The 22,240-nt window shown below is 44.3% G+C and carries 17 protein-coding genes and 1 tRNA gene; 8 read left to right on the top strand and 10 right to left on the bottom strand.

Annotated elements, in window-relative coordinates:
* Nucleotides 1-41 precede the first annotated feature (41 nt).
* On the top strand, nucleotides 42-4,496 hold the full coding sequence (locus tag ACO067_RS01180; protein ID WP_421869538.1) for a PAS domain-containing protein: 4,455 nt from the start codon (nucleotides 42-44) through the stop codon (nucleotides 4,494-4,496).
* The gene (locus ACO067_RS01175) at nucleotides 4,477-5,472 is read left to right on the top strand and encodes a response regulator (RefSeq protein ID WP_421869535.1); all 996 of its coding nucleotides are present in this window, start codon (nucleotides 4,477-4,479) and stop codon (nucleotides 5,470-5,472) included. The genes ACO067_RS01180 and ACO067_RS01175 overlap by 20 nt, the downstream gene beginning before the upstream one ends.
* 12 nt (nucleotides 5,473-5,484) lie before the next feature.
* On the opposite strand, the gene ACO067_RS01170 is transcribed toward ACO067_RS01175, so the two are convergent.
* Both ACO067_RS01170 and ACO067_RS01165 read right to left on the bottom strand, forming a co-directional pair.
* Nucleotides 5,485-6,135 carry a response regulator gene (locus ACO067_RS01170; protein WP_421869532.1) on the bottom strand — a complete coding sequence of 217 codons (651 nt, stop codon included), beginning with the start codon at nucleotides 6,133-6,135 and terminating at the stop codon, nucleotides 5,485-5,487.
* A gap of 110 nt (nucleotides 6,136-6,245) precedes the next feature.
* On the bottom strand, nucleotides 6,246-6,476 hold the full coding sequence (locus ACO067_RS01165; RefSeq protein ID WP_421869529.1) for a hypothetical protein: 231 nt from the start codon (nucleotides 6,474-6,476) through the stop codon (nucleotides 6,246-6,248).
* Nucleotides 6,477-6,491: 15 nt separating this feature from the next.
* Here ACO067_RS01165 and ACO067_RS01160 point away from each other — a divergent pair, with 15 nt between their 5' ends.
* On the top strand, nucleotides 6,492-6,701 hold the full coding sequence (locus tag ACO067_RS01160) for a hypothetical protein (protein ID WP_421869526.1): 210 nt from the start codon (nucleotides 6,492-6,494) through the stop codon (nucleotides 6,699-6,701).
* Nucleotides 6,702-6,803: 102 nt separating this feature from the next.
* Here the strand turns inward: ACO067_RS01160 and era are convergent, their stop codons facing one another.
* The 3 genes from era to ACO067_RS01145 form a co-directional block, all read right to left on the bottom strand.
* The gene (gene era, locus ACO067_RS01155) at nucleotides 6,804-7,685 is read right to left on the bottom strand and encodes a GTPase Era (RefSeq protein ID WP_421869523.1); all 882 of its coding nucleotides are present in this window, start codon (nucleotides 7,683-7,685) and stop codon (nucleotides 6,804-6,806) included.
* A gap of 28 nt (nucleotides 7,686-7,713) precedes the next feature.
* The gene (locus ACO067_RS01150; RefSeq protein WP_421869520.1) at nucleotides 7,714-8,496 is read right to left on the bottom strand and encodes a helix-turn-helix domain-containing protein; all 783 of its coding nucleotides are present in this window, start codon (nucleotides 8,494-8,496) and stop codon (nucleotides 7,714-7,716) included.
* Between the two features lie 137 nt (nucleotides 8,497-8,633).
* Entirely contained in the window at nucleotides 8,634-9,101 is a 468-nt protein-coding gene (locus ACO067_RS01145; RefSeq protein WP_421869518.1) for a helix-turn-helix domain-containing protein, read from the bottom strand.
* 296 nt (nucleotides 9,102-9,397) lie between these two features.
* On the opposite strand from ACO067_RS01145, the gene ACO067_RS01140 reads away from it, so the two are divergent.
* Genes ACO067_RS01140 through ACO067_RS01130 form a run of 3 tightly spaced genes read left to right on the top strand, consistent with a single transcriptional unit; the run spans nucleotide 9,398 to nucleotide 14,964 of the window.
* Nucleotides 9,398-12,514 carry a SusC/RagA family TonB-linked outer membrane protein gene (locus tag ACO067_RS01140; RefSeq protein ID WP_421869514.1) on the top strand — a complete coding sequence of 1,039 codons (3,117 nt, stop codon included), beginning with the start codon at nucleotides 9,398-9,400 and terminating at the stop codon, nucleotides 12,512-12,514.
* Between the two features lie 12 nt (nucleotides 12,515-12,526).
* Complete coding sequence (locus ACO067_RS01135) at nucleotides 12,527-14,089, top strand: RagB/SusD family nutrient uptake outer membrane protein (protein ID WP_421869511.1); 1,563 nt, start codon at nucleotides 12,527-12,529, stop codon at nucleotides 14,087-14,089.
* A 17-nt stretch (nucleotides 14,090-14,106) separates the two neighbouring features.
* Nucleotides 14,107-14,964, top strand: a complete 858-nt coding sequence (locus ACO067_RS01130) for a hypothetical protein (RefSeq protein WP_421869508.1) — start codon at nucleotides 14,107-14,109, stop codon at nucleotides 14,962-14,964.
* Between the two features lie 33 nt (nucleotides 14,965-14,997).
* Here the strand turns inward: ACO067_RS01130 and ACO067_RS01125 are convergent, their stop codons facing one another.
* Complete coding sequence (locus tag ACO067_RS01125; protein ID WP_421869505.1) at nucleotides 14,998-15,693, bottom strand: class I SAM-dependent methyltransferase; 696 nt, start codon at nucleotides 15,691-15,693, stop codon at nucleotides 14,998-15,000.
* 142 nt (nucleotides 15,694-15,835) lie between these two features.
* Between ACO067_RS01125 and ACO067_RS01120 the strand changes: the two genes are divergently transcribed.
* Nucleotides 15,836-16,213, top strand: a complete 378-nt coding sequence (locus ACO067_RS01120; protein WP_421869502.1) for a hypothetical protein — start codon at nucleotides 15,836-15,838, stop codon at nucleotides 16,211-16,213.
* 152 nt (nucleotides 16,214-16,365) lie between these two features.
* Here the strand turns inward: ACO067_RS01120 and ACO067_RS01115 are convergent.
* Nucleotides 16,366-16,438 (bottom strand) — tRNA-Met (locus ACO067_RS01115).
* Nucleotides 16,439-16,638: 200 nt separating this feature from the next.
* Here ACO067_RS01115 and ACO067_RS01110 point away from each other — a divergent pair.
* Nucleotides 16,639-16,767: a hypothetical protein gene (locus ACO067_RS01110; RefSeq protein WP_421869500.1), complete on the top strand. Its 129-nt coding sequence runs from the start codon at nucleotides 16,639-16,641 to the stop codon at nucleotides 16,765-16,767.
* Here ACO067_RS01110 and ACO067_RS01105 read toward each other — a convergent pair whose 3' ends face one another.
* The 3 genes from ACO067_RS01105 to ACO067_RS01095 are packed head-to-tail and all read right to left on the bottom strand — an operon-like array spanning nucleotide 16,768 to nucleotide 22,202.
* On the bottom strand, nucleotides 16,768-18,075 hold the full coding sequence (locus tag ACO067_RS01105; RefSeq protein ID WP_421869497.1) for a TolC family protein: 1,308 nt from the start codon (nucleotides 18,073-18,075) through the stop codon (nucleotides 16,768-16,770).
* Nucleotides 18,072-21,131, bottom strand: a complete 3,060-nt coding sequence (locus ACO067_RS01100; RefSeq protein ID WP_421869494.1) for an efflux RND transporter permease subunit — start codon at nucleotides 21,129-21,131, stop codon at nucleotides 18,072-18,074. Before ACO067_RS01100 ends, ACO067_RS01105 begins: the two co-directional genes overlap by 4 nt.
* Nucleotides 21,132-22,202, bottom strand: coding sequence for an efflux RND transporter periplasmic adaptor subunit (locus tag ACO067_RS01095; protein ID WP_421869491.1), 1,071 nt, complete (start codon nucleotides 22,200-22,202; stop codon nucleotides 21,132-21,134).
* Between the last annotated feature and the right edge of the window lie 38 nt (nucleotides 22,203-22,240).

The following is a 22,240-nucleotide window of genomic DNA, read 5'->3' as shown; positions in this document are numbered from 1 at the left end:
TGATCGGCTAACCTTGCAGAACGCCTATCACTCATATAAAGATGCCTTGTACAGATATAACTGGTTCGCCTTATTCTATTCATTTTTTAGCAAGTGGACCTCAATACTCTGAATCACTCATAGAGCTGGTTGGTCCAACAGAAGAAGTGTCTCTGGAATCCATTTTAGCCTGTATATATCCTGATGATCAGCAGGTAATGCAGGAAAGTTGGGATCGGCTCATGCAGGACGAGATGATTGATATACCCTTGAGTTTTCGTGTCAAAGATGGAGACACCTACAGATGTCTGATTGCTTATCATAGCAAGCGAACGGATGTCGAAGGTAAGACCTACATGGTACAGCAGTTTTATGATAGTGATTCCATCCAGCATCATATCAAGCAATTGCAGGACGGTTTGGCGATGATCCGCCAACACGACCCTGAAGACAGGTGTTTTGACCTACAGGCAGATCGGTCCGCTATAGCCAAAGTAGCCAAATTTGGTGCCATCGCATGGTATGAGCACTACAAGATGACCAATGAGGTCGCCTATTCTGAGAATATGAGGGATTTATTCCAGGTAGGTGATGATGAAGAGTTTTCAATAGAATACGTTCAGTCACTGGCGCTACAGGAAGATCGGAATCGGATGAATCAGCGTATGAGTGAAGCCGATCCTTCTAACCCTATTGTGGAGGAGAATATCCGGTTTGTTTTGAATGGGCAGTTGAGGTTGTTCAACATCAAGGTAGAATTAATCTGGAGGGAAGGTGAAGTAGTCAAGTCCTTCAGCGTAATACGTGATATTACCGACTTGGAAAAATCAAAGTCCACACTCAATCAGTTCAAGCATATAACGGGACTCGGTTGGTATGAAGTGGATTATAAAAATAATACCATAGATGCGGCAGGTAGATTTTTTGAAATCCTTGGCGTATCAAAAGGCAAGAAACTAAAAGTAGAAGATGTATTTGATAGGGTCCATCAGGAAGACCTGCCAATAGTGAAGAGTCTGATCGCCGACAGCAATCAATTGGTTGATCATACCTTTCGGATTTTCACTGACCAGGGACGGATGCGCTATGTCAAAGCATTTGGCGATCTGGAACGGGACACTGAAGGTAACCTGCTGCGTTCTATTGGAGTGATTGTGGATATCACAGAAAGCGTCAATCTAAAATACCGCAACGCAAAAGTTGAGAACCTAGCTAAAGTGGGGTGGTATGAAGCGAGCTTTGTGGATGATCATTTGGAGGGCTCTGAAGAGTTTTACAGAATCCACGGCATTGAAGATCGTCCTGTCTATGTTGGCAATGCCTATCGGGAGTTAGTGTTTCAGGAAGATTTGTCAGTTTTCGACTTTTTTCAGGAGATCTTTCAGGAGGGCAATGAACAATCAGAATGGACTGATGTGAGCTACCGGATTCGTACTCCACAGGGTCAGGTCAAATACCTCAAGAGTCATGGGGAAATCTACCGAGATGCCAGCGGAACACCGGTCAGTATCTTAGGAGTGGTCTTCGATGTTACTGAGGAGGAACAGCACCAACTGCAATTAAAGCATGTTCAAGAAATGGCGCAAGTGGCATGGATGAAAATAGATAGTCTTCATCCAGAAAAAACGGTTACTTCAGGGACTTATCTGCAGATGCATCATTTGGACACTATACAAGAAGCCATTCACCCACAATCCTTTTTAAGATCTATTCACCCTGAGGATTGGGAGGTAGTCAATCAACTGACAGAAAATATCCGTAACAATCACCTGAATCAATGGGAAGATGTGGTTTACAGGGTATTGAAGGACGATGGATCTTTCAGGTATTTGCTTTGTAAGGGTGAGGTAGAGCGAGGAGATGACCATTCGGTGAAATCGGTCTTATTGGTGGTCAGTGATATCTCTGATCTTGCCGCGAAGGAACAGTTATTAGAGCAGGCACAGCACGTAGCGAGTATTGGATGGTTTGTGTATGATCTGCTAAATGTAGAAAATAGTCAGTGCAGCCAGGATTACCTACGCATTCATGCCATGGAACATTTAGGGCGGTTTCCTTCTCCGGAAGAACTCAACAGCGTGATCCTTGCCGAGGATATGGAAAAGCTGGAGAAAGGACGTCAGGAGTATCAAAATGCAGAGTCTGAGTACTCAATAGCCTATCGGGTAAACACAGGCGATGGAGTACGACATGTCCTCAGCAAATCACGACTTATTCGAGATCATAAGACCAACAAGCTGATCAAAGTAATCGGCACAGCTCAAGATGTGACAGAAATCAAAGAAACAGAGGAAAAATTACTCTGGGCTCAGCAGATATCCAATACGGGTTGGTATGAGTACGATATTCATTACCCTGAGAAGAGCAAGTTTTCGGACATGTGGCTGCAGATGCACGATTTTACACCAGGACATCAGCCTAATTTCAAAGAGTATCTAAATAGAGTACACCCGAAAGAGCGGGATATTCTTGGGGATGACATCAACCTTTATATCAAGTCCTTACCAAGGAAATGGGATACTCTGGAATACAGAATTGTTATTTCTAATGGTCAGGTCAGGTACATTAACAATAGCTCTGAGGTACTTTACAAGGACGGAAAGCCCTATAAAGTCTTTGGAGTCACCACAGACATTACCGAGGTTCGAAACGCTCAAAAAGCGCTTTATAAAAGCGAGAAGATGTATCGTCTTCTTTCTGAAACCAATCGAGATGTAACTGTTTTACTCCGTGTTGAGCAATGTGGACCAGTGATTTCTTATGTGTCCAAGTCAGTGTATAACCTCTTGAGTTATCATGAGGAGGAGCTGATAGGTAGACCAATTAAAGATATGCTACATCCTGAGGACGTAATCACTTACATTCAGAAGACCAAATCTTTGTTGGATTCGGGTAAGTCGGCTACTGTAAGTTTTCGTCTCCAACATAAGGATCAGTCATATGTATGGGTAGAATCAGTAGTCAATTACATCGAAGACAAAGAGCAAATGGTCCGTCTTTCTATCCGGGATATAACCGAACGGCGCACCTATGAGAATCAATTAATTACAGCCAATGAAGAGCTTAAAGCGTTGATCACCTCTACAGATCACTTGGTGTTCGCCTTCGATCAGGATGGTCGTTTCGAACGAGTCATCGGGAGAGAAGAGCGGTTTCACATTCCTTCTGCTGATTTTATCGGACATCCCGTAGAAAAAATCTGGGATGATCCCAACGGGATAGAAATGTCCAAACTGGTTCGAAAGTCCCTTGCCAATCAGACTTACGAGGTTTTTGAGTGTGATCATATGAATCACCTGGGTGAGAAGTTGTACCTGCGGGTGACTTACCATCCGTACCAGGGCATGGTAGGGGATACCAAACTCTGTGTAGTCATTGAGGATATAACAGAGCATCATCATTATGAACAAAAACTACTCAGTGCCAATGGTGAATTGAATGCACTGATCAAAGCCACTGGTAATTTGGTTTTCGCTTTTGATCAGGAGGGTTATTTTGAACGCGTGATAGGTGATCCACATCAGTTACATATACCTGCGGCGGAATTTGAGGGACATGCAGTAGAGGAAATCTGGAATGATGCCAACGGGATAGCAATGTCCAAATTGGTAAGGGAGTCGTTACAATCCGGACTAGGAGAATCGATTACCTGCGATTACCTAGATGCCGAAGGAGCGATGCACCATCATTTGGTTACTTCTCACCCATACCAGGGAAAGGACGGGAGCATCAAAGTATGTGTAATTAAAGAGGATATCACCGCTCAAAAGGTCTATGAACAGGAGCTGACCAAAACAGTAAAGATGGAAAGAGAACTATCTGGCATGCGTTCCAACTTTGTAGCCATGGCTTCTCATCAGTTCCGTACACCTCTGACAGTCATCAAATCCAACATGCAGCTGTTGGAGACCGCCAAAATCAAACATCCGATTGTAGATAGGGTTACCGTGAGACTCATCAGAGAGGTAGATCGCCTTACTGCATTGATGGAAGATATTCTGGTGCTGGGCAAAGTACAGTCCAATCAACTCAAAACGAAACGGCAGCTATTTGATTTGGAGGATCTGGTAGAGGATGTGCAACTGGACATAAAAGCGACAGTCAATGACGGACGAGAGCTGGAGGTATCTACAGTCGGACATCCTCAGAAGTTCACAGGTGACTACCATCTGATGCGTCACGCATTGAGCAATGTGGTCAATAACGCATCTAAGTATTCACCGGATGGCAGGAACCCTGAACTCACGATTGATTACTCAGATGATCGCTTCATTAAGCTTCATGTGAGAGACTATGGTGTGGGCATACCTGATGAAGATTTGAAGCGTATTTTTCAGGATTTTTACCGAAGTGATAATGTGAAAAACATACCCGGGACGGGTCTGGGTATGTCCATAGCCAGAGAGTTCTTAAAACTGAACGACTGTGGATTTACGGTCACCAGTAAAGTAGGAGAGGGAAGTACGTTCACTTTGTTATTACCTAAATATGAACAGCATGAAACTCCTGTTGATTGAAGATGACCCAGGAATATCAGATACCATACAGGATCTGCTGGAACTGGAAGGGATGGATGTGCATGTGGCACAGGACTGTGATAAGGCATTAGCCTTTCTGGCAACAGATCATGCAGATGTGATTGTGAGTGATGTGATGCTGCCGGATGGCACCGGATTTGATATTCTGCGATTTCTCGGGGAAACTGATTTGATCGACTACACGCCATTCATATTTCTCACTGGTCGTGCCGAAAAAGAGGATGTCCGGAAGGGTATGTCACTAGGTGCAGATGATTATTTGACCAAACCTTTTGATATCAAAGATTTGCTGGAAAGCATCAATAGCCAGAAGCAAAAGCTAGATCACCAGGCCAGTCGGCTGCAGGATGTGAAAGATCAGCTAAACGAAAGAGATGCTCGTCTGGAAAAGGTTAAGAACATTACTTCTCACGACCTGCGCTCCAGGGTGATCCGCATTCATAATCTGGTGAACCTAATGCGTGAAGGATTTCTGAGTAAGGAAAAGTTGGTGGAGTGGATGATCGAATCCGGAGACTATCTGGATGAGATCGTGCATAAGGTTCATGAGATGGTTAGTTTTTTTGAGCAGTCTACTCCGCAGGTGACCTCTTTTGGCAAACCAAAAATGATTTGGCACATAGATGATGATTTCGTACAGCGAAAAATGGTGGAGTTGCTGCTTACACCTCATTTCGATCAGCACCACTTCCAGTCTTTTGAGCTTGCCACTCAGGCACTACCTGTTATTGATTCTGGAGTGCGCCCAGATTTGATTCTTTTGGACATCAACATGCCGTCGATGAGTGGTTTTGATTTTCTGGAGGCACTGGTCAAGCGTCAGATCGACTGTGATGTGATCATGCTCACTTCATCTATTTCTGATACAGACGTGGAGCGTAGCTTTAAATACCCCAATGTAGTGGGATATGAAACCAAGCCCCTCAAGCGGGAGGTCCTTCATGACCTGATTTAACACACCACTATTTTATAGCTCGACCAGATTATGCTCTAGCGCATACATGGTTAGCCCCACTAGATTCTTACAGCCCGTTTTGCCCAGCATACTTCGTTTATGACCCTCTACGGTACGAATGCTGATAAACAAGGTGTCAGCGATCTCCTGATTGGTTTTCTCCTCCATGATCAGTTTGAGTACTTCATTTTCTCGCTCACTGAGTTCGATCTCCACAGTGAGACGCTTTTTGGGAGCAATCGCCGTTCCAGCTATACTTTCCATTACTCGCTGGGTGACCTCTTTGGCAAAATACTGCTGATCGCTCATGATGGTATCTATTGCGTTGATGACTATGTCTTTACCAGAGTCTTTGAGGATGTAGCCATCTATACCCATATTGAGCATTTTCTTGATGTGCTTCATGTCATCCAGCATAGAGACCACCAGTATCTTGATGTCTATTTTAGCATACCTAAGCTCTTGTACCAGTTCCATGCCGTTCATGATAGGCATGTTGATATCGGTTATCAGCAGATCATATGAATTGTTTTTAATTAGCTCCAGTGCTTCCTTGCCATTCACTGCCTGGTCTTTGATCACATGCTCTGAGTCTGTATCAAAGTAGAAACTGAAAGCGTCACGGACCATTTTATGGTCGTCTACAAGTAGTATTTCAGTCATTTTAGTTAATGCGGTAATCTCCATCTCAAGATAAAAAATTGATTGTTAAACCATTTTTGTTGTCTGAATATTTCCAGCTACACCAAAACATTTTGCTTCTTTATTACAGGCTATTCGCCTGTCAGGTGAGTGAAATACCCCATGACAAAACTCGCGAAATACCCCTTCAGGATGAATGGCATAATACCGAAAGTGGTAAAAAGAGCATTATGCTTAGCAGCCCCGTAATCCACCTGAGTGAAAGACGTAGCGGGGAAAATAGGTATGTTGCCTAATTGCTCTGAGATGAACATTTCGCTAAATCCACAGCTATGAAACACGTCGTATATCTGTCGTTTCACACCAACATAATCTACATGCAGAATCAAATTTGTTTCGACGGGGAACACTTCATCCAAAACCCACAAGAAGCCAATACAATAGATGGATCATTTTATGAAATCTTTGGTTTCGATCGCTTCAATGAAGAAGAGCTTACCAGAATAGCTAATACCCTAAACCAGTCCAACGCCATTCACGTATTTTGCAAAGTTTATAACCTAACCAAACCTTCTTCAGAAGCGTAACTAAAAAAGACTCACCTTGCGATGAGTCTTCAATTCCCGTACACAGTTGCATATGTACCTGCTGGTTCGCTGGGAGGTTCTTTAGTAAAGGTAAGAAGTTTTTTAGTACCCAAATCTACGCAATTTTTGATCGTCTTTGCGCCAATCTTTCTCCACCTTTACAAAGGTTTCCAGATGCACTTGTTTACCAAAAAAGGACTCCAGTTCCTTTCGGGAATCTATCCCAAGACGTTTGATCGCTTCGCCCTTCTTACCGATGAGTATCCCTTTTTGAGTGTCTCGCTCCACATAGATCTCGGCTGAGATGCGGATAATAGTGTCATCTTCTTTGAAGGAGGTGACGACTACTTCGCTACTGTAGGGGATTTCCTGTTTGTAGTTTAGAAAGATTTTTTCACGAATGATTTCTGATGCTATGAACCGCTCGGACTTGTCGGTCATTTCGTCCTCTGGAAAGTAAGGCGGGTGCTGTGGTAGGAGGGATAGGATGGTTTTTTCCAGCTCCTGCACACCTTCGCCAGTTGCGGCAGAAACCACTATTGGTTCCACCCAATCGTATTCTTCTTTCCAGTAGTTGACTTTATCCAAGACCTGAGATCCCTTGGCAAGATCTATCTTGTTCATTACAAATAGCACAGGGACATCAGTTTCACGGGCTATTTGTAGCCATTGGGCATGGTCATTTTTTTCTCCCAGTTCTACCATAAACAGGATGAGGTCTGCATCTTCCAGCGATTTTTTCACAAAACCCATCATTCGTTCCTGTAGTTTGTAGCTGGGATCCATGGTTCCAGGCGTGTCTGAGTAGACAATTTGATGGGTATCTGTGGTGATGATGCCAAATATCCGATGACGTGTGGTTTGTGCCCTGTTAGAGACAATCGAGATGCGCTCACCAGTCAGTTGGTTCATTAGAGTGGATTTGCCTACGTTAGGTTTGCCCATGATGGTAACAAATCCAGACTTAAAATCAGCGTTTTGCATGTCGCAATTTCGCCAATCTTTGTTAATTCTATGTAGTAGTCATCAGATTAAGACATTTCAAACTAGGCGATGAGTAGGAGGAGTGGCAGTAAGTTTTGAGAAATTCACCCGGTCGCTGATCTGTAAAATACCTGAAATCCTTGATCAGGTGAGACTGATCATAGTAGCCTGACCTAAATGTGAGCTGTGTGAGGTTCATGCTGTCTTTGTATTGATCGTAGTTGCGCATGAAGTTGTTGAGCTTCTCCACTTTGGCAAATTCTTTGGCAGTTAGGCCTATTTGTTGGATGAATTTTTGTTCTAGGTGGGACTTACTGATACCGAGTAGTTCATAAATGCTTCTGATTTTAATATCGCCCTTGGATTCAATGATCTGAGCAATAGCTTCCTCCAGGATGTAATCTGTTTCAAAAGTCTCCCAGGTATAGGAGGTAAGGAGGTAATCTATCAGGTCCTCTTGGTTGGTTAGCGTTGGACTTAACTCACGCTCACTTTGGTTGATTAGAAATCCGTCACAGTTTGGGAAAAGTAGCCTGGTGTAAACCGGAGCAATCCGAATCTCTATAAAGTCCAACTGGTCACACTCCAGCAGCATGCTTCTGCTTTGACAGCCAAATAGGTGGAGTTCTCCATTGAGAATGTTGGTAGATCTTATTTGGCCGACCACTGTTTTTTTGATGGGTTGGCCCAGGTTCAGTAGCGCGTGTATGTGATTGTCGGGCATGCTTACGTGTAGTGCTTGATCATGACGGATGTGTTGTAAACCCCGAAAAAAATCCTGGGTCAAGGGTGTTGGATTAGAAGTAATCATGTCTTGAGTTTTGTCTCAGGACGCTTCCAACTCCTTATACACTTATTAAAATGGTTGTCGAAGAGTTAACTATCACGATTGTTTAGTAAACATTTCGGAATATTTACATCATTCTCTTTTGGGCCGTAAGGGTATGGTTATGATTGGTGGTTTTGGGCTTTCTTCCATTCTGTAGGCGAGAGTCCATAGACTCTTTTGAAAGCTTTGTAGAAAGAAACTTTGTTAGCAAACCCCACCATTTCGGCGAAAGCCTCAATGGTGTAGTGTCCATAATCTGGATTGAGCAGGAGATTTTTTGCTTCATTGATACGTAGTTTGTTGATGTAGGAACTGAAGTTTTGCTGGGATACGGTGTTGACCGCTTGTGATACTTGCTTTTCGGTCAGGTGTGTGGCTCGGGCTACTGTTTCTAATTTGATGTGACTTCCCCTGAATCGCTGACCTTCTTGTAACCAATCGTCGACCTTTTGGAAGTACTCTTTCATTTCGGTCAGTTCCGCCCTGGTCTTGTGGTCCGGGGTTCTCATGGGTTTGGACCCAAAGATCTTGCGCCAGGAAAACATTGCCGCCATTGCTACCACTCCAAAAATGAGAATCTCTGTCATATGAGCAAATTAAGGTTCGATCTTCGAATCAAGCCATGTGCATTTTTACAATTCAGGGTTACGTGTTCTTTTTTACAATTACTTCAAGAATCAAAACCCTTATTTAGCCTTCCTCTTTATAATATACTGTTGTGCAAAACCGAGCCTTTGGCCGGTTTTTGCATTTTATGGGGATACCTTCTTTTCGATCAAAATACCCCTATCTCCAGGCCTATTCTTTTTTACAATTATTGGAAATAAGTCTCCACTAAGATTACCCTGCTTAAATCATTTGAATAACTAAAAACCAAAGAAGTATGAAACAAATTCTACTAATGGTGTGTGCCTTACTCTTGTTAGGTGAGGTGCATGCTCAGGAACGAACGGTGAGCGGGACTGTCCTGGACAGTGATGGGGAAACGCTCCCAGGAGTGAATGTGGTGATCAAAGGTTCCACTAATGGAACGATCACGGACTTAAATGGCCAATACAAGCTGTCAGTGCCTACTGATGAGCCCGTACTGGTTTTTTCCTTTATTGGTATGGAGACCCAGGAGGTGAGCGTGGGCGGTCGCTCTGTAGTGGATGTCACTATGGAGGCCAGTGTGTCTCAGCTGGGAGAGGTAGTGGTCATCGGTTACGGAGAGGTGGATAAGCGCAAACTGATCAGCTCTGTATCTTCAGTAGACGGGAGTGAGATTGCTCAAATGCCGGTGGCGAGTTTTGATCAGGCCATGCAGGGTAAGGCTGCTGGCGTGCAAGTGACGACCACATCGGGTCTTATCGGTAGCGCGCCGAAAGTTCGTGTGCGAGGTGTGAATTCTATCAGTTCGGGTACCGATCCTCTCTATGTAATAGATGGAGTGCCAATGACCAATGGTAACCTCAGTGCATTTGCCAACCAAAACAACGCTCTTGCTGATCTCAACCCCGCAGATATCGAATCATACGAGATACTAAAGGATGGAGCAGCTACAGCCATCTATGGTTCCAGAGCAGCTAATGGCGTTATCCTGATCACAACCAAATCAGGTAGCAAAGGAGAAGTGAAAATCAATTACAACTTCTTTGCGGGCTTCAATGAGACTTCTAATCGGTTTGAATTATTGAATGCTGAGGAGTTTATTCAAATCAGTAATGAAAAGTTTGCCAGTGCAGGACTGCCTCCGCAGGCTTTTGCAGGGCCAGGCAATGTAGATACTGACTGGCAGGAAGAGATTTTCCGTCGTGGATTTGTGCAGAACCATGGTCTGAATGTGACTGGAGGTAGTGATAATGTGCGCTACTATTTCTCACTGGGCTACTCTGATCAGGAGGGTTCTACTACCAATAACTCCATCACACGGTACTCCACACGAGCCAATGTGGACTATAGTGCCACTGACTGGTTGACTACAGGTATTAAGCTGCAGGTATCACACCAGAAAAATCAAGGTCTCAACGCTGGGTCAAGTTCGCTTTCGGGTAATGTGAGCAACGCACTCAAAGCATTCCCAAATGTGCCAGTATACGATGACAATCATCCAACAGGCTATAACCTGACACCAGACAACACACTGCTGGGTGCTGGAAATAACCTGCAAAACATTGCTTTGAACCTGACCAACATTCGGTATGTGCTGGATCACAATCAACAGGTCACCAACAATATGAGATTTTTAGGTAATGCCTTTATGGAGTTCCATTTGCCATTTGATATTGATATGCGGTCACAGATAGGTGTAGACAATGCAGATACACGAGACTTCCAATCGTTGGATCCACTCCATGGAGATGGTCGTGGTGCGAATGGTAGTGTGTATCGTGGGTATTACAATACGCTTCAGTGGAACTGGCAAAACACGGTTTCCTGGAGAAAAACGCTTGCTGTCATGCATTCTATTTATGTGGTGGCTGGTACCGAATATCAGAAGACCTCCTATGACCAGTTCACTGGTGCGGGTACGGATTTTTCAGATCCATTTTTCATTGCAGAAGGTCTCCAAACCGGCTCCTTCAATACTCAATCCTCTTCCGGATTTACGGGAGCTACTGGTTTCTCTTCATTATTCGGTCGGGTAAACTATGACTTTGATAACAGGTATTTGCTATCAGCCAGTGTTCGTCAGGATGCCATCTCTTCACTGCCGGTTGACACTCGCGAGGATGTCTTCCTGGGAGGCTCACTCGGGTGGAATATCGCACAAGAGAGCTTCTTTAACTTTGCTCAGGTCAATGATTTGAAATTGAGAGTTGGATGGGCCGAGACTGGTAACACGTCAATCACGGGGGCTTCTTTGTTTCCTGCTCTTGGTACTTATGGTCCTGAACTTTATGGAGATCAGACAGCCATTGCTTTTGAAAATGTGGGTAATGCCGACTTAAGGTGGGAGACCACCACCAAGACCAATATCGGCCTTGATTTTGGGATTCTGAGTAACCGAATCTCCGGATCAGTAGATGTGTTCAAAAGTGAAACCAAGGATCTGATTCTTGCCGCACCAACACCACCGGTTTTGGGGATTCCGGGAAACACGATCAATCTCAACGTAGGTAAGATGGAAAACCGGGGGATTGAAATTGCAGTAAATACCACCAATATTCAAAAAGGAGACCTGAGCTGGACTACTAGCTTTAACGCCACCATGATTAAAAATGAGGTGACAGCTCTGTCCAACAATGATGCAGACATCATCTCAGTATTCAACATTGTTAGAGTAGGTGAGCCGATTGGGATGCTTTATGGTTTTAGAGGAAAAGGAGTGAACCCAGCTAATGGTAACCCAATCTATGAAACTCAGGATGGCCGATTGATCCAGGGTAATCCAGATGATAACTCGTACTATCTGTTTGATGCTGAGAACCCAAATGAGTTGACTCCAACCACAGCGCTCTCTGCCACCACAGATAAGTTTCTGCTGGGACAAACCAATCCTAAAATCTATGGAGGTATGACTAACTCGGTTAGATTCAAAGGGTTTGATCTGAACCTGGTTTTGACCTATGCTATGGGGCATAATGTGTTCAATGGAACTCGTCAGAATGGTTTAACGATGTTTTTCAACAACAACCTGGCCGAGATTAAAAATAGATGGACTCCAGCTAACCCCAATACGGACGTGCCTCGCTTGTCGCTCAACAATGACAATTTCTATAACCTGAGTTCAAGTTTGAACAATGGGAATGCGCAATCCACCTGGGTGGAAAAAGGAGACTATGTGCGTGTGCAGAATATCTCGCTTGGTTATACACTGCCAAAGCAGCTTTTGCGGTCTATCGGGCTGGATCGACTCAGAGTATATGGAAGTGTCCAAAACCCTTACGTTTTCACCAAATACAAGGGGTTAGATCCAGAACTTAATGTGAGCTCTACTTCGAATATCATCTCTGGTGTGGATCTAAATACCAACCCGTTGGTGCGCACCTGGACACTAGGTCTCAATGTTTCATTTTAATTCTTGCAAGCAATGAAAAAGTATAATTATATCTATTTAATAGGGCTTCTCCTGATAGGCTTTGGCTGTAAGGAGGAAGTAATCGAATTATCCCCGGAAGACTCCATATCCGAGGAGGCCGCATTTGAAACACCCGAGCGAATCGAAAGTACGATGGTAGGGGTGTATGATGCTGCCCAGTCTGGTTTCTATCGTGGATCAGAGGTCAATAACCGTGGCTACATATTCGGTGCAGCGCACATACAGCAGGCTGATATGAGAGGTGAAGATATGTTGTTGATCAACACATTTTACGATTTCACCTACAGAGCTACCTATACCACCGTAACTGAGAATAATCGCTATTTCTGGGAGAATGGTTATCGGTTGGTCAATCTGGCCAATTTGTTCATAGATGGTGTGACCAATGCCTTGGAAAGTGGGGTGATCGATGAAGCTACAGCAAATGCTTATCTAGGTGAAGCGAGATTCTTGCGTGGTTTGGCGTTTCACGAAATGGTCATTCATTTTTCCAGACCCTATCTAGATGGCAATGGGGCTGAAATGGGAATACCCATTCCGACCTTTGGAGCCAATAGTGCTTCAGCGCTGGAAGCAGCCAAAGAGCTGGGACGTGGTACTGTGGCGGATACTTATGCTCAAATTTTAGAAGATATGGACTTTGCTGAGCTAAATCTGCCGGCTACAAGGAGCGGTTCTTCACAGGTTGTAAGAGCCACCAGTGGAGCGGCCATTGCCATGAAGACGCGGGTGTATTTGCACATGGGTCAGTGGGATGATGTCATCACTGAGGCCAACAAAATAGTGCCTGCTTCAGCTCCATTTACTGGTGGTGGTTATTCACTTACAGCCACACCCGATGGTCCATGGGCTAACAACACTAGTGTGGAGAGCATCTTTTCCATGAATATGAGTGCCAATGACAACCTCAACGTGAATGCGGCTCTGGCCAATATGTATGGTTCATCTTCAAATGGAGCTCGAGGTGAAGTAGCTATCAGCCCGATAATATGGAATCAGTCTTTCTGGCATCCGGATGATCTGCGAAGATCACAGCTGGTAACTGGAGGAGCCAATGGTCGCCTGTTTACCACCAAGTACCGTGACTATGTGAACAACTCGGATTTCTCACCAATACTGCGCTATGCTGAGGTGCTGCTCAACTTAGCAGAAGCAGAAGCTCGAACTGGTAATACGACACGTGGTTCTGCACTGCTCAATGCTGTGAGAGATCGTGCGATTGCAGGAACAATGAACTCATATGGTAACATTGCCAATGCCAATGATCTGGTCAATCGAATCTTGCAGGAGCGAAGGATCGAGTACTTAGCCGAAGGTATGCGCTGGAAAGATATTCATAGAAATGCAGTAGATCCTACCTTTTCTACAGGAGGTATTCCAGCAAAAATGGTTTCGGCCAGTGTGGATGGAAGTACCTATTCTATTGGAGATACGGATCTGACCAAGGTGATCCCGGCCATTCCTTATAGTGATTTCCGATTCCTGTGGCCATTGCCAGCTTCAGAGGTCACCATCAACGAGCTGCTGGCAGCACAGCAAAATCCAGGATACTAATTTAAAATGCAAATACTATGATTAAGTACATATATAGTTTAATAATCCTTCTTGCAGCATGCCTGGTGGCGTGTGATCGAGTGGAGTTTGACGATCTGGCAAGTGCGGAATATCAATATGTAGGAGTAAGCTCACAAACGGCACCTACTAGCGTAACCGAAGGATCGGGAGCTAGTAACGTGGTGGAAATACCACTGCTTTATGATGTCAGTTCCTCCAGTGATGTGGACATTACCTTTACTGTGACGGGAACTGCAGAGCTTGGTACTCATTTCAATGTGGTCAATGCTAAGAGTACCTCTGGCAATACGTTTACCATTACTTTGCCCGCGGATACATTTGCGTTGGCCGTGCAAATAGAGACCATACCCAACTATGATGAGTCTACAGTGGGAAACTTGACGTTTAGCGCTGAAATAACAGACACACCAGCTGATGTGTATCCAGGTACTCCTCTAAAGTCAGCATTTACTATGGAAATCATAGATGATGACTGTCCGTTTATTGCTGCTGATTATAATGGAACAGTGGCTGTAGAAGAAGTAGATGACGTATTTGGTGGAGGGTCATATACCACTACTATTACGCAACTATCTGGCAACACGTATGAGGTGACCGATTATGCAGCAACTGTTTTTGGGCCTGGATTCTCATTCCAGTTTACGGTAGACCCATCTGATCCTACCAATCTGATCATTGATGTACCGACTCAGACTTTCGATGCATTTGGTGACACCTGGGAGGTGAGTGATATTGAAGGAGATCTGGTTAATACCTGCGGTCTGCAGCTGACAGTATCCACCAATGTTTTTGATCAGGGCGGTGGATTTGACCTGAATATCAATGTGACATCCACTTATACCATTCAAGAATGAAAAGAGTATTCCCGGCAGCTTATGCTGTCGGGGTTACTTTCTGGTCAAGCAAGCCAGGTACTGATCGTTTTCATCGGTATAGAGTATTTCTACCTCTAGTTGTGCTTTGGTAGCTTCAATTTGCAGCGTTTGTTGGTCTACATACACCCAATCAAACCAATCGCCTTTGACTTTCTGATATTCATACTGGTAACAGATGTTTCCATAATACTCAGCGTCAGGGGACAGGTCATTACCATCAAATAAATAGGAAATATCTGAAGAGTCTAGAAGAATCTGTCCATCGGGTAAGAGCATTTTAGTCAGGTCTTTTAGCATATTCTGTACTCCTGAATACCTGCCAGCTAGCCCCAATCCATTCATGAGTAGTAAAATCGTATCGTACGTTGTATGGTGCTGCCGGTAGTCTTGTTCTACTACGCGTTCCACACCTGATTGGCGCATGACCTCTACACATCCGGGAGAGTTTTCTAATGCAGTTACCTGAAAACCCCTTGCCTGCAGGATTAGTGAAAGCGCACCTGCTCCTGCACCCAGATCCAGAACCTTCCCTTTACACTCAATTAATGCCAGGTTTTCCAGTACGGTCAGGTCTTCCTCTTCTCGGAAAAACACTTCCACAGGCATGTTTTCAGTCTCTCCATAAGAGGTATGTAACAGCAAAGGCGATTTCTGCTTGTTTTGATAGTGGTCGCGAATAGCTCGACCGTGGATGTCTTTAAGACTCATTAGGTGTATTTAATTTGAGACGAATTTAGGTATAAACCAAGTGTCATGAGCCTTGAAAATGGAAGTAATGGTTCATACTTGAGTTGATGCGTGACAAAAAAACGTAATAAATAATGATGCTCTGCGTCCAACAAGAAAAGATATGATTACTCGCTTACTGATGATCACAACAACGGTCTATTTAACCGTTTCCGGCCTGGTGCTGTCTTTCTTACCACAAGAGTTCTTGAATTACTTTGATCAGGAATCTCATTTATTTTCACAAACGATACTCCAGGTTATTGGGGCACTTTACCTGGGATTTGCGATGCTCAACTGGATGATGAAGTCATCAAGAATAGGAGGAATCTATAACCGTCCTGTGGTGGTTGCCAACCTGATGCACTTTGGAGTGGTGGCCATCACCTTGATGAAGCTAGTGGTGGGAGGTGTGGGCCATCCTGGAGTGATTATCATGGCAGCAGTCTACGGAGTTTTTACTGTGGTTTTTGCTTATTTGATGAAGAGTAGTCCGGTGTGATGAGAAAGAAAGCCTGAAACATAAATCATGGGTGATTGATAAGTAAGGAGGACTTCCACTTACATTCTTCCGGCGGATAAACTTCTCGTCCTTCTATAAAAATTAATGCATAAAAAAAACCTGACCATTTTATTGATCAGGTTTCGTTCTAGTAGCGGGAGGAGGACTCGAACCTCCGACCTTCGGGTTATGAGCCCGACGAGCTACCAACTGCTCCATCCCGCGATATTTATGTGTCTAACGAATCTACTTTTTCTTGTTAATTCATAACTTCAACAAGCCTTTCTGAACGTTTCCAGAACCCTTTGCTTCGTTAGGGGATTGCAAAAGTAGTATAGCTTTTGACATTACCAAAATGTTGCTACAGAATATTTAAAATAATTTAGAAGCATAACATTGGATAGTTACACAACGTTTAACTAAGCATGAAAATTCAATTGACAACCGATCAGTTAAAATTACTGACTGTCGCGGCAGACAGAGTGGGGATGACCGTGAACGAATACATATCCAAAGCCATCATAGACCACCTGGAAAAACGCCAGCCAAAGTAGTTATCTGACTATCTCTCCAGTGAGTCGCAGCAACTCTATTTCCGCAATCTTAGCTGTATTCAGAGCCTCCAGATGTCTAATCTGGGCGTTTACCGCGTTGTTTTGGGCTTCTCTAATTTCCAGTGGATTTGACTTGCCCACACGATAGCGCTCCAGTGCAATCGCCACATTTTCTTCTGCTACTTCCAGGTTCTGCGTTTCCAACTGAGCCAGCTCCACTGCATTCTGATAGGTAAGGAATGCGGATCGAACCGATGTTAGCAACACTGTCTTGGATCGTTCAAAACTGGTTTGGGCATATTCTGCTTGAATTTGCGCATTTTGTATTTGTCTACTTTGATTCAATCCATCAAATAGCGTCATACGCGCAGACAATCCATAGTTGATACCTGTGGACTGATTTTGCAAAACAAAACCCGCCTCCGCTTCTGATTTGGCGTAGTTATATCCCATATTGAAGTCTAGCTCGGGTAGTCTGGAGCGTTCTAGCTCTTTAGTAGCCAAAATGGAAACCTCACGTGCCATTTCCATGGATCTTAGATTTGGGTTTTGTGACAAGGCGAGTTCTTCTGCCTGGATCCTGGATAAAATCATATTCAAGTCATAGGAAAAAGCCAACTTCAGTGAGTCAGTGGTTTCGGACAGTCCCATGATTTGCTGCAGCTCGTACAACCGTACGGCTATTACCTCGCGTTGTTTGACATATGCAGATTGGTCAGTGTTGAAGTCTACCTGAGCCTGAAGGTATTCCATTTTACTTGCCTTACCGATCTCGTATTTATCTTTACTGATTTGAACTCGCTCTTCGGACAACTCCAGGTTACTCTTCAGGAGACGTAGGCGCTCTTGTTCGAGACCAGCATTGTAAAAGGCTTTCAACACATCAGAAACGGTGTTTTGCACTTGCGATTTGAGAATGTATTCGTTTGATCGTTCAATCTGGTCCAATCGCTCTTTAGTGGCAAACATTTTCAATCCATCGAATATGGTCCAGTTTAGACTTAAACCGGCATTGGTAGAGGTGGACTTGGCACCATCACGAGCCTGAGAATCTCCAGAGGCAAACTCTAATTCTGTATTTTGAATGGTCCTTCCAGTACTGGCAGTTGCTTCTACTGTTGGGAGATATCCTGCATTGCCTATGGTATTGTTGTTTTTGGCAATTTCCATGTTGTATGTCTCCAACCGGATATCAAAGCTCTTCTCCAAAGCAATTGCCACTGCTTCTGCTTCAGTCAGTGCCGTATCGGGCTGTTGCAGTGGAGGATGTATGGTAAATGAAAGGACTATAAATAGTGTCTTGATCATACTCGGGCAACTCGTTTAGACTTGCTAGTTAAAAATGTATAAATAGCTGGGATGACGAACAATGTCAGGAAAGTAGCGATAATCATACCGCCAATAACCGCAATCCCCATGGATACTCTACTTTCGGCACCTGCTCCTAAAGCCAAAGCGATAGGAAGAATACCTAGGATAGTCGATAAACTCGTCATTAAAATAGGGCGGAAACGCATCTTGGCAGCTCCTTTGATGGATTCCATAATTCCCATATCCTGGGCTTTGCGCTGATTGGCAAACTCCACTATCAGAATACCATTCTTAGTCACCAAACCGATCAACATGATCATCCCAATTTGGGAAAAGATATTGAGTGTCTCGTTGAAATACCACAAGGTGATCAATGCTCCGGAAAGCGCTAACGGCACGGTAAACATAATGATCAATGGATCTCTAAAACTTTCGAACTGTGCAGCCAACACGAGGTAAATCAGTAGCAGTGCCAGAGCAAATGCAAAGTATAAATTACCTGAGCTCTGCTGGAACTCTAGTGATGATCCAGATAATGCTGTTTGGAACCGGTCATCCAATACATCAGCAGCTATTTTATCCATTTCCTCCAGACCCATGCCTAGTGTATATCCATTGGCCAAGCTGGCTGAGATGGTGGCAGATGTGAAGCGGTTATAATGGAAGAGCTGAGGAGGAGTGGAGCGTTCTTCCAGTGAGATGACATTGTCCATTTGAACAAGCTGACCATTGCCAGATCTCACATAGATTGATTTCAAATCCAAAGGTTCGTTCCGGTCCTGTCGCTCTACTTGTCCAATCACATAGTATTGCTTACCGTTCATGATGAAGTTACCAAATCGGTTGCCGCTCAAGCTTAGCTGAAGCGTCTGTGCAATATCTCTTACTGAAACACCCATACTGCGTGCTTTTTCCCGGTCTATTCTCACGCCGAGCTCAGGTTTATTAAACTTCAGGTCAAGGTCCACAAAGTCAAACGCTGGGCTGGCATTGGCTTTTTCCAAAAATGCTGGTAGTACTTCTTTGAGTTCATCAAGCTCTCTAGCCTGCAAAACAAAGCTTACTGGTAGCCCACCTCTTCGGTTACCAATTGATTCAGGTTCTACCACGAATGCACGCGCCTTTGTATTGGCTGCAATTTGTGGCTTAATGGTTTCCACAATTTCATGTTGGGAGCGTGTTCGGTCCTGCGCATCCACCAACTTGGCAATGATGAAGGCAGAGTTGACCGCTCCAGCAGAGGTGAATCCCGGAGAAGTAATGGTGATGATCGAGTTGGCTTCTGGGACTTCCTCCTGCACCAGATTGTCAATTTCTTTAACATACTCATCCATGTATTCAAACGTGGCTCCCTCAGGTCCGGTAGCAATGATTCTAAAAACTCCTCTATCTTCCAATGGGGAAAGCTCCGAAGGCACCACCTGTCCTAGTAAGTAGATCAGACCTATCGCTACGACTACAATCAACCCTGACAACCAGCGATTGCCCATGAATGAATCCAGCGCATCGTTATACAACTGATTGAGCCATATAAAGAAAGGCTCTGTTTTCTCATAAAACCACTGTTTCTTCTCGCGTTTTTTCAGCATTTTGCTGGACAGCATTGGGGTGAGCGTAAGAGCGACGAAAGATGAAATGATCACCGCTACAGCTACCGTAATCCCAAACTCGCGAAACAAACGTCCGGTCAACCCCTGTAGAAATACTATTGGAAAAAACACCGAAGTAAGTGCCACAGTGGTTGAAATTACGGCAAAGAAGATCTCGTTTGTTCCTTTTTTGCCGGCTTCCTCCGGATCCATGCCGTCCTCTATCTTGGTATAGATGTTTTCCAGTACTACAATGGCGTCATCCACCACCAGTCCAATTGCAAGAACAATTCCCAATAGCGTCAACACATTGATCGAGAAATCTAAAGAATACATTACAAAGAAGGATCCAATGAGGGCAATGGGGACAGTTATTACCGGAATGAACGTGGTACGCCAGTCCCTCAAAAAGAAGAAGATAATAAGCACCACCAGACCAAATGCTACAAAAATGGTCTGCTGCACTTCACTAATTGATTCGCTAATGTATTCCGTATTGTCAAAAGCAATCTCGGTATTGATATCCTCAGGTATGTTTTTTTGAAGGCTTTCCAGGCGGTTGTAAAACTCCTCTGCAATCTCCAGGTTATTGGAACCCGGCTGAGGAACAATCGCATTGAGTACCATTGGTATGCCATTGTTTCTGAGCATGGTTCGGTCGTTCTCGGGATACAGTTCGGCTCGGCCAATGTCTCTGAATCGTACGATATCCCTGTCGGTTTCCCGAATGATCAGGTTGTTGAATTCATCAGGAGAAGTAAGCCTACCAAAAGTTCTTACGGTGAGTTCAGTAGTAGTACCCTCTACACGACCCGATGGTAGTTCGATGTTCTGAGTTTGTACGGCATTGAGCACATCTAGTGGAGTTAGATTATATGCTGCGAGTCGGTCAGGATCCATCCAAAGCCGCATGCTGTATTTTTTCTCTCCCCAGATCCGTACTTCACTCACACCTGGTATGGTCTGGAAAGTCTCTTTGAAGATATTGTCGGCGATTTCCGACATCTCCAGCAGGTTTCGTTTTTCTGAATAGATGCGCAGCGCAATGATTGGCTGTGAGTCTGCATCTGCTTTGGTGACAATAGGAGGGTCTGCATCCGGAGGCAGATTACCTATAGCACGTGATACCTTGTCCCGAACATCATTGGCAGCTGTTTCCAGATCTGTTTCCAGACCGAACTCTACGGTGATAGAGCTACGTCCATCGGAGCTGATAGATGATAGTGTTTTGATGCCATCGATACCGTTGATTGATTCTTCCAGCGGTTCGGTGATCTGCGTTTCTATCACATCTGCACTAGCCCCGGTGTAGCTTGTGGACACTGTAATGACTGGGGGATCAACACTCGGGTACTCTCTAACTCCTAAGAAGTTAAAGCCTATCACACCGAAGAGCATGATCACAATGGACATGACGATAGCCAACACCGGCCGCTCTATACTTACATTGGATAAACTAGCCATTTATTTGAGGTTTACATTGACTTGTGATCCTTGATTGATTTGCAGAATACCTGAAGTGATCACTGTATCACCAGGAGCTAATCCTTTTAGAACCTGCAGTTGCTCTTCGGTCCGGATTCCCGTTTCTACCGACTGAGATTCAACTACACCATTCTTGTAGAGGTATAGTTTTTTACCGTTCAGTTCTGGGATAATGGCAATAGTAGGCACCATCATGGCATTAGGGATTGTTTCCAGAATTAAGCTAATTCTGGTAAACTGTCCGGGAAGGAGTTTTGCATGATCATTTGGAGCTTTAGCACGTACTCTCAGACTTCTGGTTTGCGGATCAATTTGAGGCTCAATGGCATAGATTTTTCCGCTGAACTCTTCCTCGTAAGCATCCACAGTGAAGGTCAGCGAATCTCCCTCATTTACCAGAGCGATGTATTTACTTGGAATTGCGAACTCTAGTTTCACAGGATCTATTTTATATAGCTCGGCGATTCTGGCACCTGGGTTGAGATAGCTTCCCTCAGAGATGTCTCTCAACCCGATGATACCATCAAATGGAGATCGAATGTGGTGCTTATCCAGCCGTGCCTGCATCACTTTGATTTCAGCCACTGTGGTGTTTAAGGTTGTCAAAGAAGTCTCATACTCCTCTCGACTGATGGCTTCCTTTTCAAGCAGTTGTTTCTGACGAAACTCATTGTCTTTGTTGAGCTGCTGTGTATACTGGAGCTTTTCAATTTCGGCCTGCACTTCTTCATCATTGAGCTGTACCAGCAGCTCACCTTTCTTTACCTTTTGGCCTTCTTTAAAGAATATTTTTTCCACTTTCCCGGCTACTTCACTATTCAGTATGACTGATTCATCGGCCAGAATGGAGCCTGTTACATTTACCGTGTTTTTTAACTGTGACCGTGACACCACGTGGGCATCAACAGTCAGCTTGGAGGATTTTGAAGCTGCCGCAGCAGCTTGCTGAGCTGAGTCTTCACCGTCAGTTGGTAGTTTGGGATAAATAATGATTCCTAATATCACCAGGGTGATTACAGTATATAGGATTCTTTTGGATGTTTTGTTCATGTACGGGTGCTTCAAAAATTGGATCTCATTGTTACTTC

This window comes from Marinoscillum sp. (assembly GCF_965229915.1).
GTDB lineage: Bacteria > Bacteroidota > Bacteroidia > Cytophagales > Cyclobacteriaceae > Marinoscillum.
This window is presented reverse-complemented; position numbering and strand designations above follow the sequence as displayed.

Bases quoted from the DNA above. Each gene is read 5' to 3' on its own strand.
- ACO067_RS01180 (WP_421869538.1), top strand. From the start codon at position 42: ATGCCTTGTACAGATATAACTGGTTCGCCTTATTCTATTCATTTTTTA.
- ACO067_RS01175 (WP_421869535.1), top strand. From the start codon at position 4,477: ATGAAACTCCTGTTGATTGAAGATGACCCAGGAATATCAGATACCATA.
- ACO067_RS01170 (WP_421869532.1), bottom strand. From the start codon at position 6,135: ATGACTGAAATACTACTTGTAGACGACCATAAAATGGTCCGTGACGCT.
- ACO067_RS01160 (WP_421869526.1), top strand. From the start codon at position 6,492: ATGCAGAATCAAATTTGTTTCGACGGGGAACACTTCATCCAAAACCCA.
- era (WP_421869523.1), bottom strand. From the start codon at position 7,685: ATGCAAAACGCTGATTTTAAGTCTGGATTTGTTACCATCATGGGCAAA.
- ACO067_RS01150 (WP_421869520.1), bottom strand. From the start codon at position 8,496: ATGATTACTTCTAATCCAACACCCTTGACCCAGGATTTTTTTCGGGGT.
- ACO067_RS01145 (WP_421869518.1), bottom strand. From the start codon at position 9,101: ATGACAGAGATTCTCATTTTTGGAGTGGTAGCAATGGCGGCAATGTTT.
- ACO067_RS01140 (WP_421869514.1), top strand. From the start codon at position 9,398: ATGAAACAAATTCTACTAATGGTGTGTGCCTTACTCTTGTTAGGTGAG.
- ACO067_RS01135 (WP_421869511.1), top strand. From the start codon at position 12,527: ATGAAAAAGTATAATTATATCTATTTAATAGGGCTTCTCCTGATAGGC.
- ACO067_RS01130 (WP_421869508.1), top strand. From the start codon at position 14,107: ATGATTAAGTACATATATAGTTTAATAATCCTTCTTGCAGCATGCCTG.
- ACO067_RS01125 (WP_421869505.1), bottom strand. From the start codon at position 15,693: ATGAGTCTTAAAGACATCCACGGTCGAGCTATTCGCGACCACTATCAA.
- ACO067_RS01120 (WP_421869502.1), top strand. From the start codon at position 15,836: ATGATTACTCGCTTACTGATGATCACAACAACGGTCTATTTAACCGTT.
- ACO067_RS01110 (WP_421869500.1), top strand. From the start codon at position 16,639: ATGAAAATTCAATTGACAACCGATCAGTTAAAATTACTGACTGTCGCG.
- ACO067_RS01105 (WP_421869497.1), bottom strand. From the start codon at position 18,075: ATGATCAAGACACTATTTATAGTCCTTTCATTTACCATACATCCTCCA.
- ACO067_RS01100 (WP_421869494.1), bottom strand. From the start codon at position 21,131: ATGGCTAGTTTATCCAATGTAAGTATAGAGCGGCCGGTGTTGGCTATC.
- ACO067_RS01095 (WP_421869491.1), bottom strand. From the start codon at position 22,202: ATGAACAAAACATCCAAAAGAATCCTATATACTGTAATCACCCTGGTG.